The sequence below is a fragment of the Archangium violaceum Cb vi76 genome, assembly GCF_000733295.1.
Taxonomy (GTDB): domain Bacteria; phylum Myxococcota; class Myxococcia; order Myxococcales; family Myxococcaceae; genus Archangium; species Archangium violaceum.
This window is the reverse complement of sequence record NZ_JPMI01000011.1, coordinates 66,848-84,109: the sequence shown is the minus strand read 5'-3', so window position 1 is coordinate 84,109 and position 17,262 is coordinate 66,848. Positions and strand designations below refer to the sequence as shown.

10 protein-coding genes are annotated in these 17,262 nt (G+C 70.0%); 3 read left to right on the top strand and 7 right to left on the bottom strand.

Annotation, left to right across the window (positions count from 1 at the left end; all coding sequences use genetic code 11):
• Window positions 1-126 precede the first annotated feature (126 nt).
• Window positions 127-2,772: a protein kinase domain-containing protein gene (locus Q664_RS51495; protein WP_075207308.1), complete on the top strand. Its 2,646-nt coding sequence runs from the start codon at window positions 127-129 to the stop codon at window positions 2,770-2,772.
• A 6-nt stretch (window positions 2,773-2,778) separates the two neighbouring features.
• Here Q664_RS51495 and Q664_RS02830 read toward each other — a convergent pair whose 3' ends face one another.
• The 7 genes from Q664_RS02830 to Q664_RS02795 all read right to left on the bottom strand — a co-directional run bounded on the left by Q664_RS02830 (window position 2,779) and on the right by Q664_RS02795 (window position 14,216).
• Window positions 2,779-3,573: an NlpC/P60 family protein gene (locus tag Q664_RS02830; protein WP_043389591.1), complete on the bottom strand. Its 795-nt coding sequence runs from the start codon at window positions 3,571-3,573 to the stop codon at window positions 2,779-2,781.
• Between the two features lie 97 nt (window positions 3,574-3,670).
• Window positions 3,671-5,269: a PAS domain-containing sensor histidine kinase gene (locus Q664_RS51490; RefSeq protein WP_052517592.1), complete on the bottom strand. Its 1,599-nt coding sequence runs from the start codon at window positions 5,267-5,269 to the stop codon at window positions 3,671-3,673.
• Between the two features lie 158 nt (window positions 5,270-5,427).
• Window positions 5,428-6,687 carry an SGNH/GDSL hydrolase family protein gene (locus Q664_RS02820; RefSeq protein ID WP_043389590.1) on the bottom strand — a complete coding sequence of 420 codons (1,260 nt, stop codon included), beginning with the start codon at window positions 6,685-6,687 and terminating at the stop codon, window positions 5,428-5,430.
• A gap of 64 nt (window positions 6,688-6,751) precedes the next feature.
• The gene (locus Q664_RS02815; protein WP_052517591.1) at window positions 6,752-9,442 is read right to left on the bottom strand and encodes a N,N-dimethylformamidase beta subunit family domain-containing protein; all 2,691 of its coding nucleotides are present in this window, start codon (window positions 9,440-9,442) and stop codon (window positions 6,752-6,754) included.
• A gap of 191 nt (window positions 9,443-9,633) precedes the next feature.
• The gene (locus tag Q664_RS02805; RefSeq protein ID WP_052517590.1) at window positions 9,634-11,124 is read right to left on the bottom strand and encodes a right-handed parallel beta-helix repeat-containing protein; all 1,491 of its coding nucleotides are present in this window, start codon (window positions 11,122-11,124) and stop codon (window positions 9,634-9,636) included.
• A gap of 230 nt (window positions 11,125-11,354) precedes the next feature.
• Window positions 11,355-12,545: a glycosyltransferase family 4 protein gene (locus Q664_RS51485; RefSeq protein WP_052517589.1), complete on the bottom strand. Its 1,191-nt coding sequence runs from the start codon at window positions 12,543-12,545 to the stop codon at window positions 11,355-11,357.
• Window positions 12,546-12,680: 135 nt separating this feature from the next.
• Entirely contained in the window at window positions 12,681-14,216 is a 1,536-nt protein-coding gene (locus tag Q664_RS02795) for a right-handed parallel beta-helix repeat-containing protein (RefSeq protein WP_043389586.1), read from the bottom strand.
• A gap of 260 nt (window positions 14,217-14,476) precedes the next feature.
• Here Q664_RS02795 and Q664_RS02790 point away from each other — a divergent pair, with 260 nt between their 5' ends.
• Both Q664_RS02790 and Q664_RS02785 read left to right on the top strand, forming a co-directional pair.
• The gene (locus Q664_RS02790) at window positions 14,477-15,793 is read left to right on the top strand and encodes an O-antigen ligase family protein (protein WP_160174315.1); all 1,317 of its coding nucleotides are present in this window, start codon (window positions 14,477-14,479) and stop codon (window positions 15,791-15,793) included.
• Window positions 15,794-15,839: 46 nt separating this feature from the next.
• A complete protein-coding gene (locus tag Q664_RS02785) occupies window positions 15,840-17,255 on the top strand; it encodes a cytochrome P450 (protein ID WP_043389585.1) in 1,416 nt (471 codons plus the stop codon).
• The last annotated feature ends 7 nt before the right edge of the window (window positions 17,256-17,262 follow it).

Below are 17,262 nucleotides of genomic sequence, written 5' to 3'. Positions count from 1 at the left end.
GGACCTTCCAGGACAGGTCCACGCGAGTTTTCCTGTTCCGCTGCTCGGGGGGCAGGTAGATGAGCGTGCTCGCTTCACGCGAAGCCACTGCCCGCGACACCCGTTTCCGGCGAAGATGCAGCGCCCGTGATCGATACCGGTACCCTTGTCCTCGATGGCCGCTTCCGTGTGCTCCAGCTCCTCGGCGCAGGCGGCATGGGCGAGGTGTATCTCGGTGAGCAGGTGTCGCTGGGGCGCAAGGTGGCCATCAAGATCCTGCACGCGGATCTGATGGTGCACCCGAGCATGATCGAGCGCTTCAAGCGCGAGGCGCGCCTGCTGTCCGCGGTGGAGCACCCGGCCGTGGTGCACGTCATCGACTATGGCCAGGCGGAAGTGGGCGCGTGCCTGGTGATGGAGTACGTGGAGGGCGAGAACCTCTATGACGTGCTGCAGCTGGGGGCCATGGCGCCGTCGCGCGCGCTGCCCCTGCTGTACCAGCTCGCCGAGGGCCTGGCGGCCATCCACGACAAGGGCATCATCCACCGCGACCTCAAGCCGGAGAACGTGCTGCTCACCAAGGGGCTGCGCGGGGAGCAGGCGCGGTTGCTGGACTTCGGCATCGCCCGGTTGGTGGAGCCGGACGCCTCCAGCAGCAACCTCAGCCAGGTGGGGCTGGTGGTGGGCACGCCGGAGTACCTCTCGCCGGAGCAGGCGGTGGGAGCGCCGGTGGACCCGCGCAGCGACCTCTACTCCTTCGGGGTGCTCGCCTACCGGATGCTGTCGGGCCAGCTGCCCTTCCCCGGGCCCGGGCCCACGCAGTACGTGGCCCAGCACGCCGCCGCGACGCCCATGCCCCTCCTCGAGGCGGCGCCCACGCTCGCCGGGCACCCCGCGCTCGTCGCGTTGGTGATGCAGTTGCTGCAGAAGGCGCCCGCCCACCGCATGCCACACGCCAACGCGCTGGTGGACGCGCTGGGCGCCCTGGCCGCGGCCGGAGCCCAGCTCGCGGTGGGCATGCCCCTGGCGATGGCGGCGGGCACGGCCTCGCCGAGCATCTCCGCCTTCCTCGTCCCCGACGCCTCCGCCGCGGGTGGCACCGGAACGGCCGCCTTCGCCGCGCCCCCGCCCGTGTCCCCGTCCCCGGCTCCGGAGAAGCCCGCCGGGTCCCCGGCCTCGGGCACCGCCGCCTTCGGCCCTTCCGCACCGGTGGCCGCGCCCGCGAGCAGTGGCCGCTCGCCCTCCCAGGCGCCCACCCGCGCCGATCGGAGCATGCCGCTGCCCGAGGGGGCGTCCTCGCCCTCGCGCGCCCCCACCCGCCCCTCCCAGTCCGCCCTGGCGGCCGTGGTGTACGAGAAGCACGTGGTGCGCGCCGGCACCGTCGTCCCCGCCCCGAAGCCCGCGGGCCCGGTGGCCCCCATTGGCAGCGGCACCCTCTCGGGGAGCAAGCCGCAGAACCTCACGGTGATGCTCACCGACCTGGAGGGCTTCACCGAGCGCACCTCGCGGCAGACGCACGAGCAGAACGCGCGGATGCTGGAGACGCACGACGGGCTGCTGCTGCCGCTGGTGCGCCAGTACGGCGGGCGCCTGGTGCAGAAGCGGGGAGACTCGCTGCTGGTCACCTTCTCCTCGCCCACCCACGCGGTGCTGTGCGGCATGGCCATGCAGGACCGGCTGTGGCGGCACAACCAGACGTGCGGCCCGGACGAGCACCTGCCCGTGCGCATCTGCCTCCACACGGGCGAGGTGCTCGTCACGCGTGACGCGGTGCTCGGCGAGCCGGCGGAGGTGGTGAAGGCCGTGGAGCAGGTGGCCCAGGCCGGCGAGGTCATCTTCACCGAGTCGGTGAACCTGGCGCGCAACCGGGTGGAGGGAGACGCCGAGCCCTGTGGCAGCGTGCCCATGCCGGGCAATGGCGAGCCGCTGCGCATCCACCGCTGCCGCCGCGCTCCGGAGGGCCTGCCCTTCGGTGGCCAGGACGAGGTGTCCCTCTCCCCGCCCATCGAGGAGCAGCTCGGCCCGGTGATGAAGCCGGTGCGGGCGGTGGTGGAGCTGGCGCGCACGGCGGCCGAGCGCACGGTGGCGCTCGTTCGGGCCTGGCCGCTCCATGCGGCGGGCGTGGGCCTGGGGCTCGTGCTGGGACTGGGCCTGGGCGCGTACGAGGTGTCGCGCCGCAATGATCCGGTGTACCAGGCCCGCGAGCTGATGGAGGCGGGCCAACTGGAGGACGCGCTCGAGCGCCTGACGGACCTGCCGGCGGAGACGAAGAAGGACGCGGGGGTGCTTCAAATGCGCGCGCGGGCGCTGCACGGCCTGGAGCGGCACGAGGAGGAGCACTCGGTGCTCGCCGGCCTGGAAGCCCCGGCGCGTGAGGCCCTCGAGACGGCGGTGCTGGACGGGCTGGCCGAGGACTTCGGCGCGGACGAGGCGGACAAGGGGCTGCTCACGCTGATGCGCACGCTCTCCGAGGAGCAGGTGAAGAAGCACTTCGAGGAGCTGGCGGACGAGGAGCCCACCTCGCCGAGGCAGTGGGGCGCGCTGCGCTACCTGGAGGCGGTGCACTCCACCGACGCGCTGGACCTGGTGAAGCTGTACACGCGCTCGCTCGAGTCGAAGAACTGCGGCGTGCGCGCGCGCTCGGCGCGGCGGCTGGCGGGCCTGGGAGATCCAAAGGCCGTGCCCGCCCTGGAGGAGCTGAGCAAGCTGCCCAGGGAGAAGGCCGTGACCGGCCCGAAGAACTGCGGCCAGCAAGAGGCGAAGGACGCCCTCGTGACGCTCTCGAAGAAGTGAGCGGGCCTACAGCGTCGTGGGCGAGGCGAAGCCGACGAAGAGCTCTCCCGTGAGCCAGGCACGCTGTCCCTTGGACGCGGCGCGCAGGAAGTCATTGAGGACGGCCCCGCTCTGGCCGGCGCGATGGGTGCGCGGGAAGAGGAGGTTCATGCGCGAGCGGGCGATGCCCTTGCTGCCCCGGTGGATGAAGGTGACGGTGCCGTCCAGCTCGACGGTCTCCACGACGGCGATGTGGGTCATCCCATCGTTGCGCTTGCCGTCGCGGTTGCGGTCGTAGGTCTCCTGGAAGAAGACGAGGTCCCCGGGACGGGGACGGCGCTGGTGGAGGGCACCCCGCTCCTTCGCGCGGCGGTAGATGGCGGAGACGGCGTTCTCGCCGTTGAGGAAGCCATGGTTGACCAGGTCGATGCCGCCCTTCATGTAGGCGAGCCGCACCAGGCCGGAGCAGTCGTCCGGGACGCCGCGGTCCACGCGGCCGAGCTGCTTCACCCCCACGAGCTGCACCGCGCGCTCGACGATGAGGGCCGCGGCACGCGAGGGCGCCCCGAGGAAACCCAGGTGCGAAGCGCGCAGGCTGGAGCCTCCGGACACGAGCCGGGCGACCTCCACCGTGGTGCTCAGCGCCCGCGCCACCTCTTCCGCCGACGCGGCCCCGGAGGACTCCACCGCTTCGCCCCGGGAAACCTGCTCGGGGACTCCCGGCGCGGAGGGAGCCGGAGCCGGAGCGGCCGGGCGGAGCGCGGGCACGGAGCCGGCGCAGGCGGCGAGGAGACACACCGGAACGAGGAGCACACAGCGCATACGGAGTTCCCTGGCTGACGAAGGGGGGGCGACATTATCCACCTCCGCCCCCGCCTGCATCCTCTCCGTCCAGGCGTGTGTGCCTCCCGGCCGGCCCTCAGCCAGGCTGGAGCCGCGAGGGCAGCCGGAAGGTGAAAGCACTTCCCTTCCCCCACTCACTCTCCACCGAGAGGTCTCCTCCGGCCTCCTGGAGGATGTTGCGCACCACCGGCAGGCCCAGGCCCGTTCCCCGGCCCGGAGGCTTGGTGGTGAACCACGGCTCGAAGATGGCGGCGAGCTTCTCCGGGGGAATGCCCACCCCGGTGTCCTCCACGCGGCAACAGACGAAGCCCGCCGCGCGGTCCTCGAAGAGCCGCACCCGCACCTCCGAGGGCCGATCGCGCACCGCCTCCACCGCGTCGGCGGCGTTGCTCACCAGGTTGAGCAACACCTGCTCCACCCGCGTCCGGCTCGCGTCGATCCACAGGGGGCCCTCGGGCACCGCCGCCGATACCTTCACGTGCTTGGTGATGCCCGCCGTGCGCAGCATGGCCAGCGTGCCCGCCACCAGCTCCCGCAAATCCATCCGCTCCACCGTCGAGCGCCCCGGCCGGCCCAGGTCCATCAGGTGCCGTCCATGCGTGGCCACGTGCTCGCACGCCCAGCCCAGCTCCTCGAGCTCCTCGGCATCGGGCGCCTGGCCCCGCTGTGCCAGGTCGCGAAAGGAGCTCCTCAGGCTGTTGAGCACGGTGGAGATGTTCCGCAGCTCGTGCCCCACCCCGGCCGCCAGCGTGCCCAGCGTCGCCAGCCGCTCCACCTGCAACAACTGCTTGCGCGTCCGCTCCAGCTCCGCTTCCAGCATCTCGTGGTAGCGCACACGCTCGGTCACATCCAGCGCCAGGCCGGTGACGCCCGTGAGCGCGCCCGTCTCGTCGAACATCGGCGCGTAGCGCGTCTCGTAGTGGATGCCCTCGACCGTGATGTAGCCGGTGAAGGACTCACCCGCCAGCGCCCGCCGGGCCTGCGCGAGGATTTCCCGGTGGCCGGCGTAGACGTCGAAGACGGAGTGACCCACCAGCCACCCCGGCTCGAGGCCCAGCGTGACCAGCGCCCCACCATCCGAGAAGGTGAAGACGCCCTTCGCATCCCACCCCCAGATGGTCATCTGCGCGCCACGGACGGCCGTGCGCAGCCGCATCTCGCTGAGCTCCAGGGCGCGCTGCATGAGCTCGCGCTCGGCCACCTGCGCCTTCAGCATGCGATTGGCCGCCTCGCCCGCGGTGAGCGCCACCTGGAGGCGATCCTGCGCCTCGTGCCGCTCGGTGACGTCGACGAGGATGCCGAGCACGCCGAAGACGAAGCCCCGCTCGTCCCTCAGGGGCACCTTGCTCGTCTGCGTCCACCGCGCCACCCCATCACAGCCCCGCACCGTCTCCTCGCAATCGGACAACGGCTGTCCCGACTCCATCACCTGCTGGTCGCAGGCGCGGTAGAGGTCCGCGTCCTCCTTCCGCCAGGGCAGCTCGTGGTCGGAGAGCCCCACCACCGCGTCGGGGTCCACGCGCCCGGTGATCCTCGCGAACGCGGCGTTGCACCCGAGGTAGCGCAGGTCTCGCCCCTTCCAGAAAATGGGGTACGGCAGTGCGTCGAGGATGTTCCGGAACAGCTCGGCATCCTGCTGCACGGGTGCATGGATGATGGCTTCGAGCGCCCGCATGGGTCCTCCCCCCTGTGCCCACGAAGAGCAGGGTCTTCTCGAAGATACCGCTCCGCTGGAAATCGTCGGCGGGACGCGAGCAGAGGTGTTCGCCGCTGGACGTCCGGGAGCTGAACCATGCAAGAACCCTGAACGGGTCCAGCGTCCCCGGGTAGGACTCACGGGGCCTGCTGCGGTGGCACGCCATGGGCGCGCAGCACGCGCACCACCTCGTCGGACATGACGCCATGGCCGGCCGCGCTCGGGTGGATGCCGTCCACGTCCAGCCCGTCGAGGAAGTGGTGCACGTTGTCCGGCGCGTGCGTCACCGCCTCGAAGTCGATGACGTCTGGCCACCGGTGCTCGCGAATCCAGGCATTCATCACCAGACGGCTCGCCTTCACCTGCTCGTACTTGCCGTTGTTGGCGTGCTCCTTGGGCAGCAGGGTGCCCGTCCAGGTGCGGCAGAAGGGCTTCAGCCGCTCCGTGAGCCGCTCCATGTCCGCCAGCAGTTTGCTGTCCGGGACGCCACTCAGGTCATTGGTGCCCAACAGGACGATGCAGTCGGTGATGCCCGACAGGACGAGCGCCTCCCCGTCCAGCAGCCGCAGCCCATCGTAGAAGCCCTGGCCGGAGACTCCGGCGTTGACGATGGGCACACCCAGTTGGGCGCCGGCCCGGAAGGCCCAGGTGTCACGGATGTCGTCGTGGCCGTCGATGTAGCCCTCGGTGATGCTGTCCCCCAGGGCGACGAAGGCCCGCGCGGGAGGGCCCTCGACCTCCACGGTGGCCAGCCCCACGGGAATGGCCCAGGCCGTGCCCCCCAGCGGACCTTCCACGTTGGCCCAGGCGCCCGAGCGCATGGCGCTGCCGGGGAGCAGCTCGATGGCACTCGCCGCCAACGAGCCCTCCACCTCGAAGGACACGGCCAGCTCGTCACCGAAGTGGATGGGAAGGGACACAGCATCGGACACCACGCGCGTCCGCGTCGCCACGGAGAGGCCGGGCGCGCCAGAGAACGTCACGGGCACCGGCGCGGAGGCCAGGGAGCCCTCGTCGCCAACATGGGCGACGGTGACCCGCCGCAACACGAGGGGCCCGTCTCCCGAGCGGAAGGCGAGCCGCAACCGCTGCCCCGCCCGATTCACCGGCACGCGAAGCCGGAACGTGGTGAGGCCGCCCACGGAGTGGGACCAGCGCAAGGCCAGATGGAAGCCGGGTTGGAACATGGGAGGCAGCGGCCGGGGCTGGCCCGGGTCGTGCCCGCCGCGCACGGGAGCCACCTCGAGCCCACCGGACGGCAAGGCCTCGCAGGAGGACGCCGGAGCGGAGTCCTCTGGTGGGAAGAAGGTTTCCTCCTCGTACCCGGAGGGTCCACACCGGAGCAGCAGAAGTGCTCCCAGACCCACCCGCAGTGCCACGCCTCGCCCGCTTCCCATCACTCCTCCCCCTCTCGGGGGAGGTATTGCACCTCACGGACCAGCGCACCGCGCGGGCCGGGCGCTACGGGATGATGACGCGGATGGCGTGGTTGAACGAATCGCTCACGTAGATGTTCCCATGAACATCGGTGGCGAGCCCCGTGGGAGCGACGATGTCCGCCACGTCTCCAGAGCCAAGATTCGTCCCGAGCTTCCCCGAGCCCGCCACGGTGACGACCCGCGAGGACGTGGCATCGGCGCCGGGCTGCACCTTGCGGATGCGGAAGTTGCCCGTGTCGGCGATGACCAACCTGCCATCCACGGCCACCGACATGCCCATCTGGCCGCGGAACCGCGCGACGGTCCCATCTCCATCCGCGAAGCCGAACACATACCCATCCCGCCGGCCGGCGACGGTCTCCACCTTGTACGGAGCCGAGAGTGAAACGCGGCGCACGAGCTGGTTGCCCGCCTCGAACACATACAAGGCCCCGTCCTGGCCCATCACGAGCGCGGTGGGATTGTTGAAGCTGGCCTTGATGCCGTTCTCGTCCACCCGGCCGCCCGCGCCACTGCCGGCGATCGTCACGACCTCCGACCGGTCGGCGCGCAGCATGCGGATGCGATTGCCCACCTGGTCGGCGATATAGAGGTTGCCGGCGGAGTCCACGGCGATCGACATGGGCCGGTTGAAACGCGCCTTGGCCGGCACACCATCGGCGAAGCCCGAGCGGGAGACGCTCCCCGCCACCGTCCTCACCTTCCAGCCCTCCGCGTCCTTCTCGAGGACACGGATGACGTGGTTCTCGGAGTCCGCCACGTAGATTTCACCGGCCAGCCCCACCGCCACCGCCGTGGGATGGCGGAACATGGCCTGCGCGCCCGCGCCGTCCCGGTAGCCGAGCTCACCATTGCCCGCCAGGGTGATGACGGTGGGCGTGGGCCCCGGCTGGATGAGCCGGATGCGGTTGTTCCCGGTATCGGCCACCACCACCTCCCCATGGGGCGTGACGGCCAGACCGGTGGGCGCCTTGAACAGGGCCTCCGCCGCGGAACCATCCTGGAAGCCGGAGCGCCCGGCCCGCCCCGCGAAGGCCTCCACGCGCCGCACCCACTGCCCCTCCGGCGGGGACTGCACGGGCCCCGGAGCCGTCACGGGCTCGCGCGCCGGCGGACGCACCCGGTGCGTCAACGCCCGGTCCAGCACGTTGAGCGTCATGCGCGCCACGCGCGGATCCCTCAGCTCCGGATCCGTGCCCAGCCCGAGCCCCCAGCAGATGGAGCCCGCGGAGAACACCAGCCGGCCCGAGGGCAGCGTCCGATCCACCGCGGTGGCATGGGACGGAATGCCCTCGCCGCTCACCACCGGACTGATCATGCTGACGTGGAGTCCCTCGGGAGCGCCCGGCAGCTCCGGGAAGTTCTTGTCGTACTCATAGCCCAGCAGGCCTTGCAGCAGGGTGCCCTGGGTCAGCCCGGTGCCCTCGAAGAGCCAATGCGAGGCATCGCTCACCACCATGGGGAACATGACGAGCTGCCAACCCTCGTACATCGCTCCGAAGAGGTTGCTCTCCGGACGGGGGTTGGGCAGGTCCCGGAAGCGCACCGTCGAGCCCCGCTGGGGATCCAGGTCCGACTCGTTCTTGTAGCAGACCATGTTGCGCAAATTGCCCCGCGCGTCCTTCTCGAAGCGGACGCGCCAGTAGCCCCCGTTCCCGCCGAAGTAGACCAGGCTCGTCTTCCCATCGGGGCGCTGGAGCGCCGCCTCCAACTGGTCGCGCTCCTGCTCCGGCCAGTACTCGTCCTGCGCGGCACCGACGAAGGCGCCAATTCCCTCGACGAAGTCCGGGAAGCGCACGAAGTCCAGCTGCGTGCCGTAGGTGACGTCGTAGCCGTGCTTCTCCATCAGCTGGATGAAGTTGATGTCGAGGAAGAACGTCTTCCCGGCCCCGTTGGAGTCCTTGTACGGACGGTTGAAGGACACCTCGCGCGCGCGGCCGAACGGCGTCGCCCACGCGGCGTCGAAGTAGAGGCTCGTGCCGCCCCAGGTGTTGTAGGCCTGATAGGTGGTGAAGTTGGGCGTGTAGAGGATGTCCGCCGCGCGCCGGTCCCGGATGACGAAGGGAACGAAGCGCATCGTCCCATCGGCCCGGGTGAGCTTCACCACGTAGAGCCCCGAGCGCCACGCGGGGTCGATGGGGATGGAGAAGGTGTCGGTCCAGTCGCACTCGATGCGCGCCGTCGTCACGTGGCGCTCACACGTGGCCTGCTCGCGCGTCCGCCAGGGACCACCGCTCCACAGCTTGCGAGCCCCCGCACCACCGTAATAGCCCATGCGGAACAGCTCGGCGGTGACGGTGGTCTCCGTGCGGGTGGAGACCTTCACCCCCACGCTCTCGCCCGCCTCGGCGGACTCGGTGGAGGTATAGGCCTCGAGCTGCCCTTCGGGAGCCGCCGCGCCACCGCGCCAGCGCGGATCTCCCGGCCGGCTGTTCTCCTCGGGAATGGGATTGGGCGAGGGCTCGCGCTGGAGCAGCACGGGGCCCGGGGGCTCGCAGTCGGAGCCGCATCCACCGCCGGGGTCTCCACCACCGGTGTCTCCACCGCCGGTGTCTCCGCCGCCGGGGTCTCCGCCGCTGGTGTCACCACCACCATTGTGGCCGGGCTTGGGATCCTCGATCGGATCCAGGGAGGTGTCATGGCATCCGCCCCAGAGCACACCCGCCAACACCAGGGTGCCCACCCACAAGCCCCATCCACGCCCCGCGCGCATAACCCGCCCCCACGGCAGTCAACAGTCCACTCCGGCCCACGGGCAACCCATGCAAGGGAAGCACCGTGCCCCGGGAGAGCCCGTGCTGTCATGGAATGCGAAGACGGCGTGAGAATCGAAGACGCCCGCTACCCGGGAATGGGCAGCGGGCGTCTCACACTGGGAAAGCGATTACCCTCGTTGGGAAGAAGCTAGCACCCGGACTCGACGGCGCCGATGTCCGGAGCGGCCCCGCAGAACGGGAGGCCCACGTTCTCGCCCCGATCGATGGCAGCCGACGCGGGAGCCAGGGTGGTGCTGTTGAGCAGCGTACTGGACTCGAGGGAATTGGCATCGAAGCCCCGGGCCTTCCACTGCGACAGGGTCGAGCCATTGAAGGAGGCGCCGGGCCGGTAGAGGTTGTTGCCCATCTTCAGCCCCGGCGCCTGGGAGCCCAGCTTCAGGACGTAGGCGGCATCGATGATGTTGTTCTTCATCACCAGGTTCTCGGTGGGGCCGCCGTCCCCCATGCCCACGGTGAGCGCCGGGCCCTGCAGCCGGGTGAAGGTATTGTTGTACACCTTCGTCCCCGTGGAGACCGCCAGTTGCAGGCCTCCGCCCGTCATCCCGCCCAGGGTGATCATGTCCCGGATGCGGTTGCGGCGGATGACGATGCCCGAGGGGTACGGGCCCACGCGGTTGCCACCCACGCCGATGGCCAGGCCCGCGTCGTAGAAGTCATTGTCCTCGATGAGGACGTTCTTCGCCGACATGTGCACCACCATGGCGCCATTGCCACCCAGGGTCGGGTGGCGCCGGGCGAGGTGCATCTTGTTGCGGCGGACGGTGACGTTGTAGCAGGTCTTGATGTCCAACGACTGCTCGATGTTGCCGTACAGGTCGTTGCCCTCGATGAGGACGCCATCGGCCGGGGCGGCGGAGCTGGAGCCATCCTCGCTGTAGCACTGGATGGAGTCGCCCGAGTTGTCGTGGATGACATTGCCGCGCAGGGTGATGTTGCGCGCCGTGGGCTGGATGATCACCCCGTGCGCGTCCTTCCCAGTGATGAAGATGTGGTGGATGTGATTGTTCTCGAGCGTGGCCCCGTTGGCGCTGTAGTGGAAGCTCACGCCGGCCCCGTACTGGCCGTGGTGGATCTCCGAGTTGGAGAGCTTCGTCCCCTGCAGGTTGCTGGTGAAGGCCACGCCCAGGGCCTTGCGGTTCTGGATGTCGATGTTGAAGCCGCTGATGAGCCAGTACGGCTTCTCCACCACCATCAGCGCGCCCGTCACCGAGCCCAGGACGATGCGGGGATTGCCCTCCCCCTGGAGCGTGATGGGTGCGTCAGCGGTGCCACTGCGCACGGAGCCGGAGATGAGCACGCGCTCGGTATAGGTGCCGGAGCGCACGCGGATGAGCTCGCCCGGGCCGGCCAGGGTGATGGCGCGGCTGATGGTGCGCAGGGGCGCCGTCTCCGAGCCGCTGGCCGTGTCACTGCCCGTGGTGCTCACCACCCATACGCGCTTGTACGTGGGGGTGGTGACGGGCGACTCCGTGGTGGTGGAGCCGCCCGGCTGCTGGGCCGGCGCGGGAGGACCCGTGTCCTCGTCCGGGACGGGAGTGGCCGGCACCTCCGCGGCGGGCGTCCGCGGTCCACCCTGCTCGGGCTGGGAGGTGCCCGGAATCTGGGGCGCGGGCGTCACCTCGGTGGGAGTTCCGGGCTCGCTCTCCTGGGCTCCACCCCTGTGGCCAGGGGAACCACAGGCAGTCACCACACAGGCCAACAGGGATGAAAAAAATGCGGAGCGCTTGTTGAATGTTCTCACCGTGAACACCCTCCTGGGTTTGGGGTGTTCTCGACAGTGATTGGCGCTCCACTATTCCTGGATGATGCCTGCCTGCTCCCCGTGTGCCCGCTCGCCCGGCTGCTGCTTCAGGAGGCGTGCGGCCCGGCCTGACGCGAGGCCTGAGGCTCGGGCTCTACCTCGGGAAGAGGCGGAGCGGTGGTGAGCTGGACGGGAGCCTGCGAGACGTAGCCGGCGGCTTCCTCGCACCAGTCCACGTGGCGTCGGACGGTGTTGGAGAGCTCGAAGAACTCGCAGGCCCGCTGGCGTGCCGAATCACCGAGCTGGCGCATCGATACCGGGTCGTCCAGCAGGCGTTCGAGCGCGGTGGCGAGACCGGGCTCGTCTCCGGGCTCCACCAGCAGACCGGTCCGTCCGTGCTGGATGAGCTCGGGGATGCCGCCGACCCGGGAGGCCACCACCGCGCAGCCGCAGGCCATGGCTTCCGCCACGGTGAGCCCGAAGGCCTCCGCCAGCGCGGGCTGGATGCAGATGTCCGACGTGCCGAGCAGTTCCTGCACGTCGTTGCGCAGCCCCAGGAACTCCGTCTGGTGCTCCAGGCCGAGCCGCGCCGCGAGCGCGCGCAGGGCCGGCTGGGCCGGACCATCTCCGACGACGCGCAGGTGCACCCGGGGCGAGCGCAGGCGCCCGAGTGCCCCCAGCAGGTGGTGCACGCCCTTGTTCTCCACGAGGTTGGCGACGGTGATGAGCTCCACCGGCCCCCCGGGCTGCGGGCGCGCTCGGGGATGGAAGCGCCGGGTGTCCACGCCATTGAAGATGGTGCGCGAGCGGTGGGGATGGAGTCCGAAGCGCCGGCCCTCCTTGACGCGCACGTGCTCGGAGACACCCGCGAGGCTGTGCACCCGGAGCATGGTGGCCTGATTCACCGCCCAGCGCAGGCTCCGGCGCGCCACGTCCTCTTCCTCGTCGATGTGATCCGAGTGGGCCGTGTACAGCACCTGGGTGGGCCACGCCGCGTAGGCCGCCATCGCGATGCGGCTGCGAGGGGCCAGGAAGTTGAGGTGGATGATGTCATGACCGGCCAGCCGGCGGGTCATCGCGGCCAGGCCCGAGCGCTCGAACTCCAAGAGGTCGTCCACCCGGGCGCCACAGTCCTTCAGCTCCGTGACGAAGGACGGGAGCATGGGCTCGCGCAGCCAGGCATCCACCTGGTGACCGCGCCGCGCGGCCTCCCGGCAAAAGGCGAGAATCCAGTCCTCCAACGAGCCCTGCTTGCGTGGAGCCAGGCTCATCAGCAGTGCGATGCGAAGCCCCTTCATCGACTCCCCCTGCGACCACACCCTCTGGACCTCACACCTCTTGCGGCCTCACCGGCAGCGGACAGCCCACTCCCCATTCCCTTGTGATGAGGTCAGAGCCGGCGCTTCGCAAGGGCTACAGGCAAAAGGAGTGCATCAACAGCCGGACTCCACCGCACCAATGTCCGGTCCCGCACCACAAGATGGGTCCAGTTCCAGCCGCTCGCCACGGTCGACGGCGGCGGGCCCGGGCGCCAGGGTTTCCGGGTCGAGCGGAGCCGCGTCTTCGAGCGAGTTGCTGTCCTGCCCACGTGCCTGCCATTGCGAGAGCTCGAGGGCCGAGCCCTCCTTGAGGAGGAAGGTGGCACCGGGCCGGTAGAGATTGCTGCCCGTCGTCAGCCCGGGCGCATGGAGCCCCACCTCCATCGCCTGGTCCGCGTCGATGATGTTGTTCTTCAGCACCAGCCCCTGCGTGGGCCCGCCATCTCCACGGCCGAGGATGAGCGCCGGACCCGGCAGCCGCGTGAAGGTGTTGTTCACCACCTGTGTTCCCGTGGAGACCGCCAATTGCAGACCTCCGCCCGTCATGCCGCCCTCGGTGAGCATGTCGCGGATGAGGTTGCGCCGGATGACGATGCCCGAGGGCATGGGGCCATAGCGGTTTCCCCCGATGCCGATGGCCAGACCCGCGTCATAGATGTCGTTCTCCTCGATGAGGACATCGCGGGCCGACATGTGCACCACCAGGGCCCCATTGCCTCCGAGCGTCGGGTGGCGGCGGGCCTTGTGCATCTTGTTGCGGCGGATGGTGACGTCGTAACAGGTCTTGATGTCGATGGACTGCTCGATGTTGCCGTAGAGGTCGTTGCCCTCGATGAGCAGCCCCTGCGCGGGAGCCGCGGGCATGGTGCCATCCGGGCTGTAGCACTGGATGGAGTCGCCCGAATTGTCATGAATGACATTGTCGCGCACGGTGATGTTGCGCGCCGTGGGTTGGATGAGCACCCCATGACCATCCTTGTTCGGCACGGAGATGTGGTGGATGTGGTTGTTCTCGAGGGTGGCCCCGTGAGCTCCATCGTGGAAACTGATACCGGCGCCGTACCGGGCGTGGTGGATCTCCGAGCCGGAGAGCACGGTGCCCTCGGTGTTCCCGCTGAAGACCACGGCGAAGGCGGGGCGGTTGCGCGCGTCGATGTCGAAGCCGCGGATGCGCCAGTGGGGCCGCTCCACGACGACGAGCGCGCCCTGCCGCGAGCCCGGGATGATGTGCGGCGTGTCCACGCCCTCGAGCGTGATGGGCGCCTCGGCGGTGCCGGCGCGGACGGAACCGGTGATGAGGACCCGCTCGGCGTAGGAGCCGGCGAGCACGCGGATGCGATCACCCGGCCCGGCGAGGGAGAGGGCCTTGGTGAGGGTCCGCACGGGGGCCGACTCCGTGCCAGCCGCCGAGTCGTTGCCCGTGGGGCTCACCACCCACTCATGCGCGTAGGCGGGCGGTTCTGGCGTCCGGGGCGTTCCCTGCTCGGGAGACGAGGGGGCGGCCGGCCGCTCTTCCGGCGCGGTGACCTCCGGAGCGGCCGTGCCCACGGCGCCAGGCGGGCTCTGGGGTCCCGGCGAAGTCCCGCCACCACACGCGGAAGCCAACAGGACCGAGGTGAGCAGCGGGAAGGTAGTCAATCGGACACGCATGCAGGCAACCCCGTGGGAAAACGGAAGCGGAGTGACTAGGGACACCAGGGCCGCGCGGATGATTCCGGCGGAGGACGGAGGCCCGGGGGAGTGCCGGGAGGCCGTCAGCCGGCATGCCTCGCATTGGGAATAAAGGCGCCGGAGGAGAAATCGCCTTTCGGACGGAATGTCCGGAGGTGATGGTGCTCGCCGCGCGGAGTGCACAACGTGGGCGCGGGTGCCAGCGAGTCGGCTCCGAGGGGGAAGGTCCGGGGATGGGAATGGGAAGCAATGCGGTGCGGAGCCAGGATCGCTGGGCCTTCGGCTTCCTGCTCGCGTTCCTGGCCGCCATCTACATCAGCCCTGGTGAGTGGATACCGGGGCTGGCCCGGTTCCGCCCGGCCCTGCTGCTGTCGGCGTTGTCCACTGGCCTGATGGTGCTCGGGCGCATGGGCCGCCGGGAGAAGCTATGGGTGGATGGACAGCGCGGGGCGCTGCTCCTCACCTTCTGTGGCCTGGTGTTCGCCTCGCTGAGCTGGTCGCTCTACCCGGACGCCACGGAGTTCGCCGCGGTGGAGCTCCTCAAGTGGGTGCTCGTCTACCTGACGCTGGTGAACCTGGTGACGACGGAGCGGCGGCTGCTGTGGGCCTGCCTCGCGCTCATCGTGGGCTCGCTCTTCACCTCGCGCGGAGTCATCGCGTGGCACCAGGCGGGGGTGGACATGGTGGAGGGCTACCGCGCGCGCTGGGTGGGCGTGTACGCGGACCCCAACCGCATGGCCATGAGCGTGGGCATCATCGTGCCCCTGGCGGTGGCCGTCCTCGTGCGCAAGCAGAGCCCCTGGCTGGTGCGGCTGACGTGCGGCCTCGCGGCGGCGCTGGCCGTCACCGCCATGGTGCTGAGCTACTCGCGCGGCGGCTTCCTCGGGCTGGTGGCCGCCACGGGCACGTGGGTGCTGCTGGAGCGGAACCTCACCCGCACGCTGGTGGTGGTAGTGGCGGCCGGGGCCATGCTGATGCTCTCTCCGCAGAGCTTCTGGAACCGCACGCGCACGGTGGGCACCTATGAGGCGGATGCCTCGGCGATGAGCCGCGTGGAGGCATGGACGGTGGCCTCGCGGGTGAGCGTGGAGCACCCGCTGCTGGGCGTGGGCGCGGGCACCTTCCCCTATGCCTGGCGGCTGTATGGCCCCGTGGGCTCAACGCGGGTGTACGCCGCGCACAACGTCTTCCTCCAGGTCATCTCCGACCTGGGCTTCGTGGGGCTGGGGCTCTTCCTGGCCTTCATCGGGGCGGCGCTCGGGCCACTGTGGACGCTCGCGCGGGACAAGGAGCGCGGCTGGCTGGTGCGGGCGCTCGCGGCGGCGGTGGTGGGACACCTGGTGTCCTGCCTCTTCGCGGGCTTCCTCGTGGCCGTGCACTTCTATGTGCTGTTCGGGCTCGCGGCCTGCGCGGACCGGCTGGCCCGTGCCGCCCGGCAGGTGCCCGAGGAGGGGACGTCCGGACTGGCCCCGGTGCCGCCGTCCGCCGAGCTGCCTCCGGACTGGGCGCCCGGCGCGGAGACGGCGCCTGGAAGGATCTCCGGCCGTCACCGATGAGGTCTGGCATCCTCCTTCTGTCGACCCATCTGGAGGAGAGCGCCCGATGATCGCCACCCCACCCGGGACACATGCCGTGGAGCTGCCCGGCCCGCGCACGACGCCGCTGCTCGGGGTCACCGGCAACTACATCCGCTTCATCGCCGACCAGGTGCACTGGCTCGAGAAGCTGAGCAGCTACGGCCCGCTGGTGGCGCTGTCGCGGGACAGCATTCAACACGTCTTCATCTTCCACCCCGACTACAACATGCAGGTGCTGAGCAACCCGGCGCTCTTCCGCTCCCTGGAGCTCTGGCGCACGGGGCCCGAGGACTCGTCGCTGCGCAGGTTGTGGACGGGGCTGGTCTCCATCAACGGCGAGATGCACCGGCAGCACCGGCGGATGATGATGCCCTCCTTCCATCGGAAGAAGGTGGAGAGCTACCGCGACGCCATGGTGGCGTGCATCGATCGGATGCTGAGCGGCTGGAAGCCGGGCGAGGTGCGGGATGTCTTCCTGGAGATGCGGCAGGTGACGCTGCTCATCGTCACCCAGGTGCTCTTCGGGCTGGAGGATGATCGGGAGACGCTGCGGATGGGACTGCTGATGGCGGAGTGGCTGAAGCGCTACACCTCGCCGGCCGTCCACCTCGTGCCCTGGAACAAGCCGGGGCTCCCCTTCCGCCGCCTGCTCGAGGTCTCCGAGCGGGGCGAGGCCGCCATCCGGGGACTGATCGCCCGGAAGCGCGCGCAGGGAGCGGACGGCGACGACGTGCTCTCCATGCTGCTGCACGCGCGGGACGAGGAAGGGGGCTCGATGTCCGACGCGGAGCTGGTCGGCCAGACGAACATCCTCTTCGTCGCCGGCCACGAGACGACCACCAACAGCCTCACCTGGACGCTCTTCCTGCTGGACCAGCACCCGGAGGTGCACGCGGCGCTGCTGGAGGAGCTGGAGGGAGAGCTGAAGGGCGCGCCCCCCACCATCGAGCAGCTCGAGCGGCTTCCCCTGTTGGACCGGGTGGTGAAGGAGAGCCTGCGCATCCTGCCGCCCGTGACGACGGCCTTCCGCACCAGCACCGCGCCCTTCGAGATGGGGGGCCTCCACTTCGAGGCGGAGACACATCTGTATTACAGCCCGTACATCACCCACCGGCTGCCGGACCTCTATCCCGAGCCGAAGCGGTTCCTCCCGGAGCGTTGGTTGAAGGCCGAGCCGCCGGTGTACGGTTACATCCCCTTCAGCAACGGGCCGCGCCGGTGCATCGGCGCCACCCTGGCCCTGCTGGAGATCAAGCTGATGCTCTCCATGTTGCTGCCGCGCTTCCGGCTCTCCCTGCCGCCGGGCGCACGCGTGGACCCGATGGTGCGGGCCACGCTGCATCCCAATGGAGGACTGCCCATGCGCGTCCACGCGCGGGACGAGCGCGTCGAGCGTCCGGAGGTACGCGGCCGGATTCGCGACCTCGTGGCCCTGTCGTGAGCCCGCG

Coding starts and splice junctions, on each gene's coding strand:
- Q664_RS02820 (WP_043389590.1), bottom strand. CDS start 6,687: ATGGGAAGCGGGCGAGGCGTGGCACTGCGGGTGGGTCTGGGAGCACTT.
- Q664_RS51485 (WP_052517589.1), bottom strand. CDS start 12,545: ATGAAGGGGCTTCGCATCGCACTGCTGATGAGCCTGGCTCCACGCAAG.
- Q664_RS02795 (WP_043389586.1), bottom strand. CDS start 14,216: ATGCGTGTCCGATTGACTACCTTCCCGCTGCTCACCTCGGTCCTGTTG.
- Q664_RS02785 (WP_043389585.1), top strand. CDS start 15,840: ATGATCGCCACCCCACCCGGGACACATGCCGTGGAGCTGCCCGGCCCG.
- Q664_RS51490 (WP_052517592.1), bottom strand. CDS start 5,269: ATGCGGGCGCTCGAAGCCATCATCCATGCACCCGTGCAGCAGGATGCC.
- Q664_RS02790 (WP_160174315.1), top strand. CDS start 14,477: ATGGGAAGCAATGCGGTGCGGAGCCAGGATCGCTGGGCCTTCGGCTTC.
- Q664_RS02815 (WP_052517591.1), bottom strand. CDS start 9,442: ATGCGCGCGGGGCGTGGATGGGGCTTGTGGGTGGGCACCCTGGTGTTG.
- Q664_RS02830 (WP_043389591.1), bottom strand. CDS start 3,573: ATGCGCTGTGTGCTCCTCGTTCCGGTGTGTCTCCTCGCCGCCTGCGCC.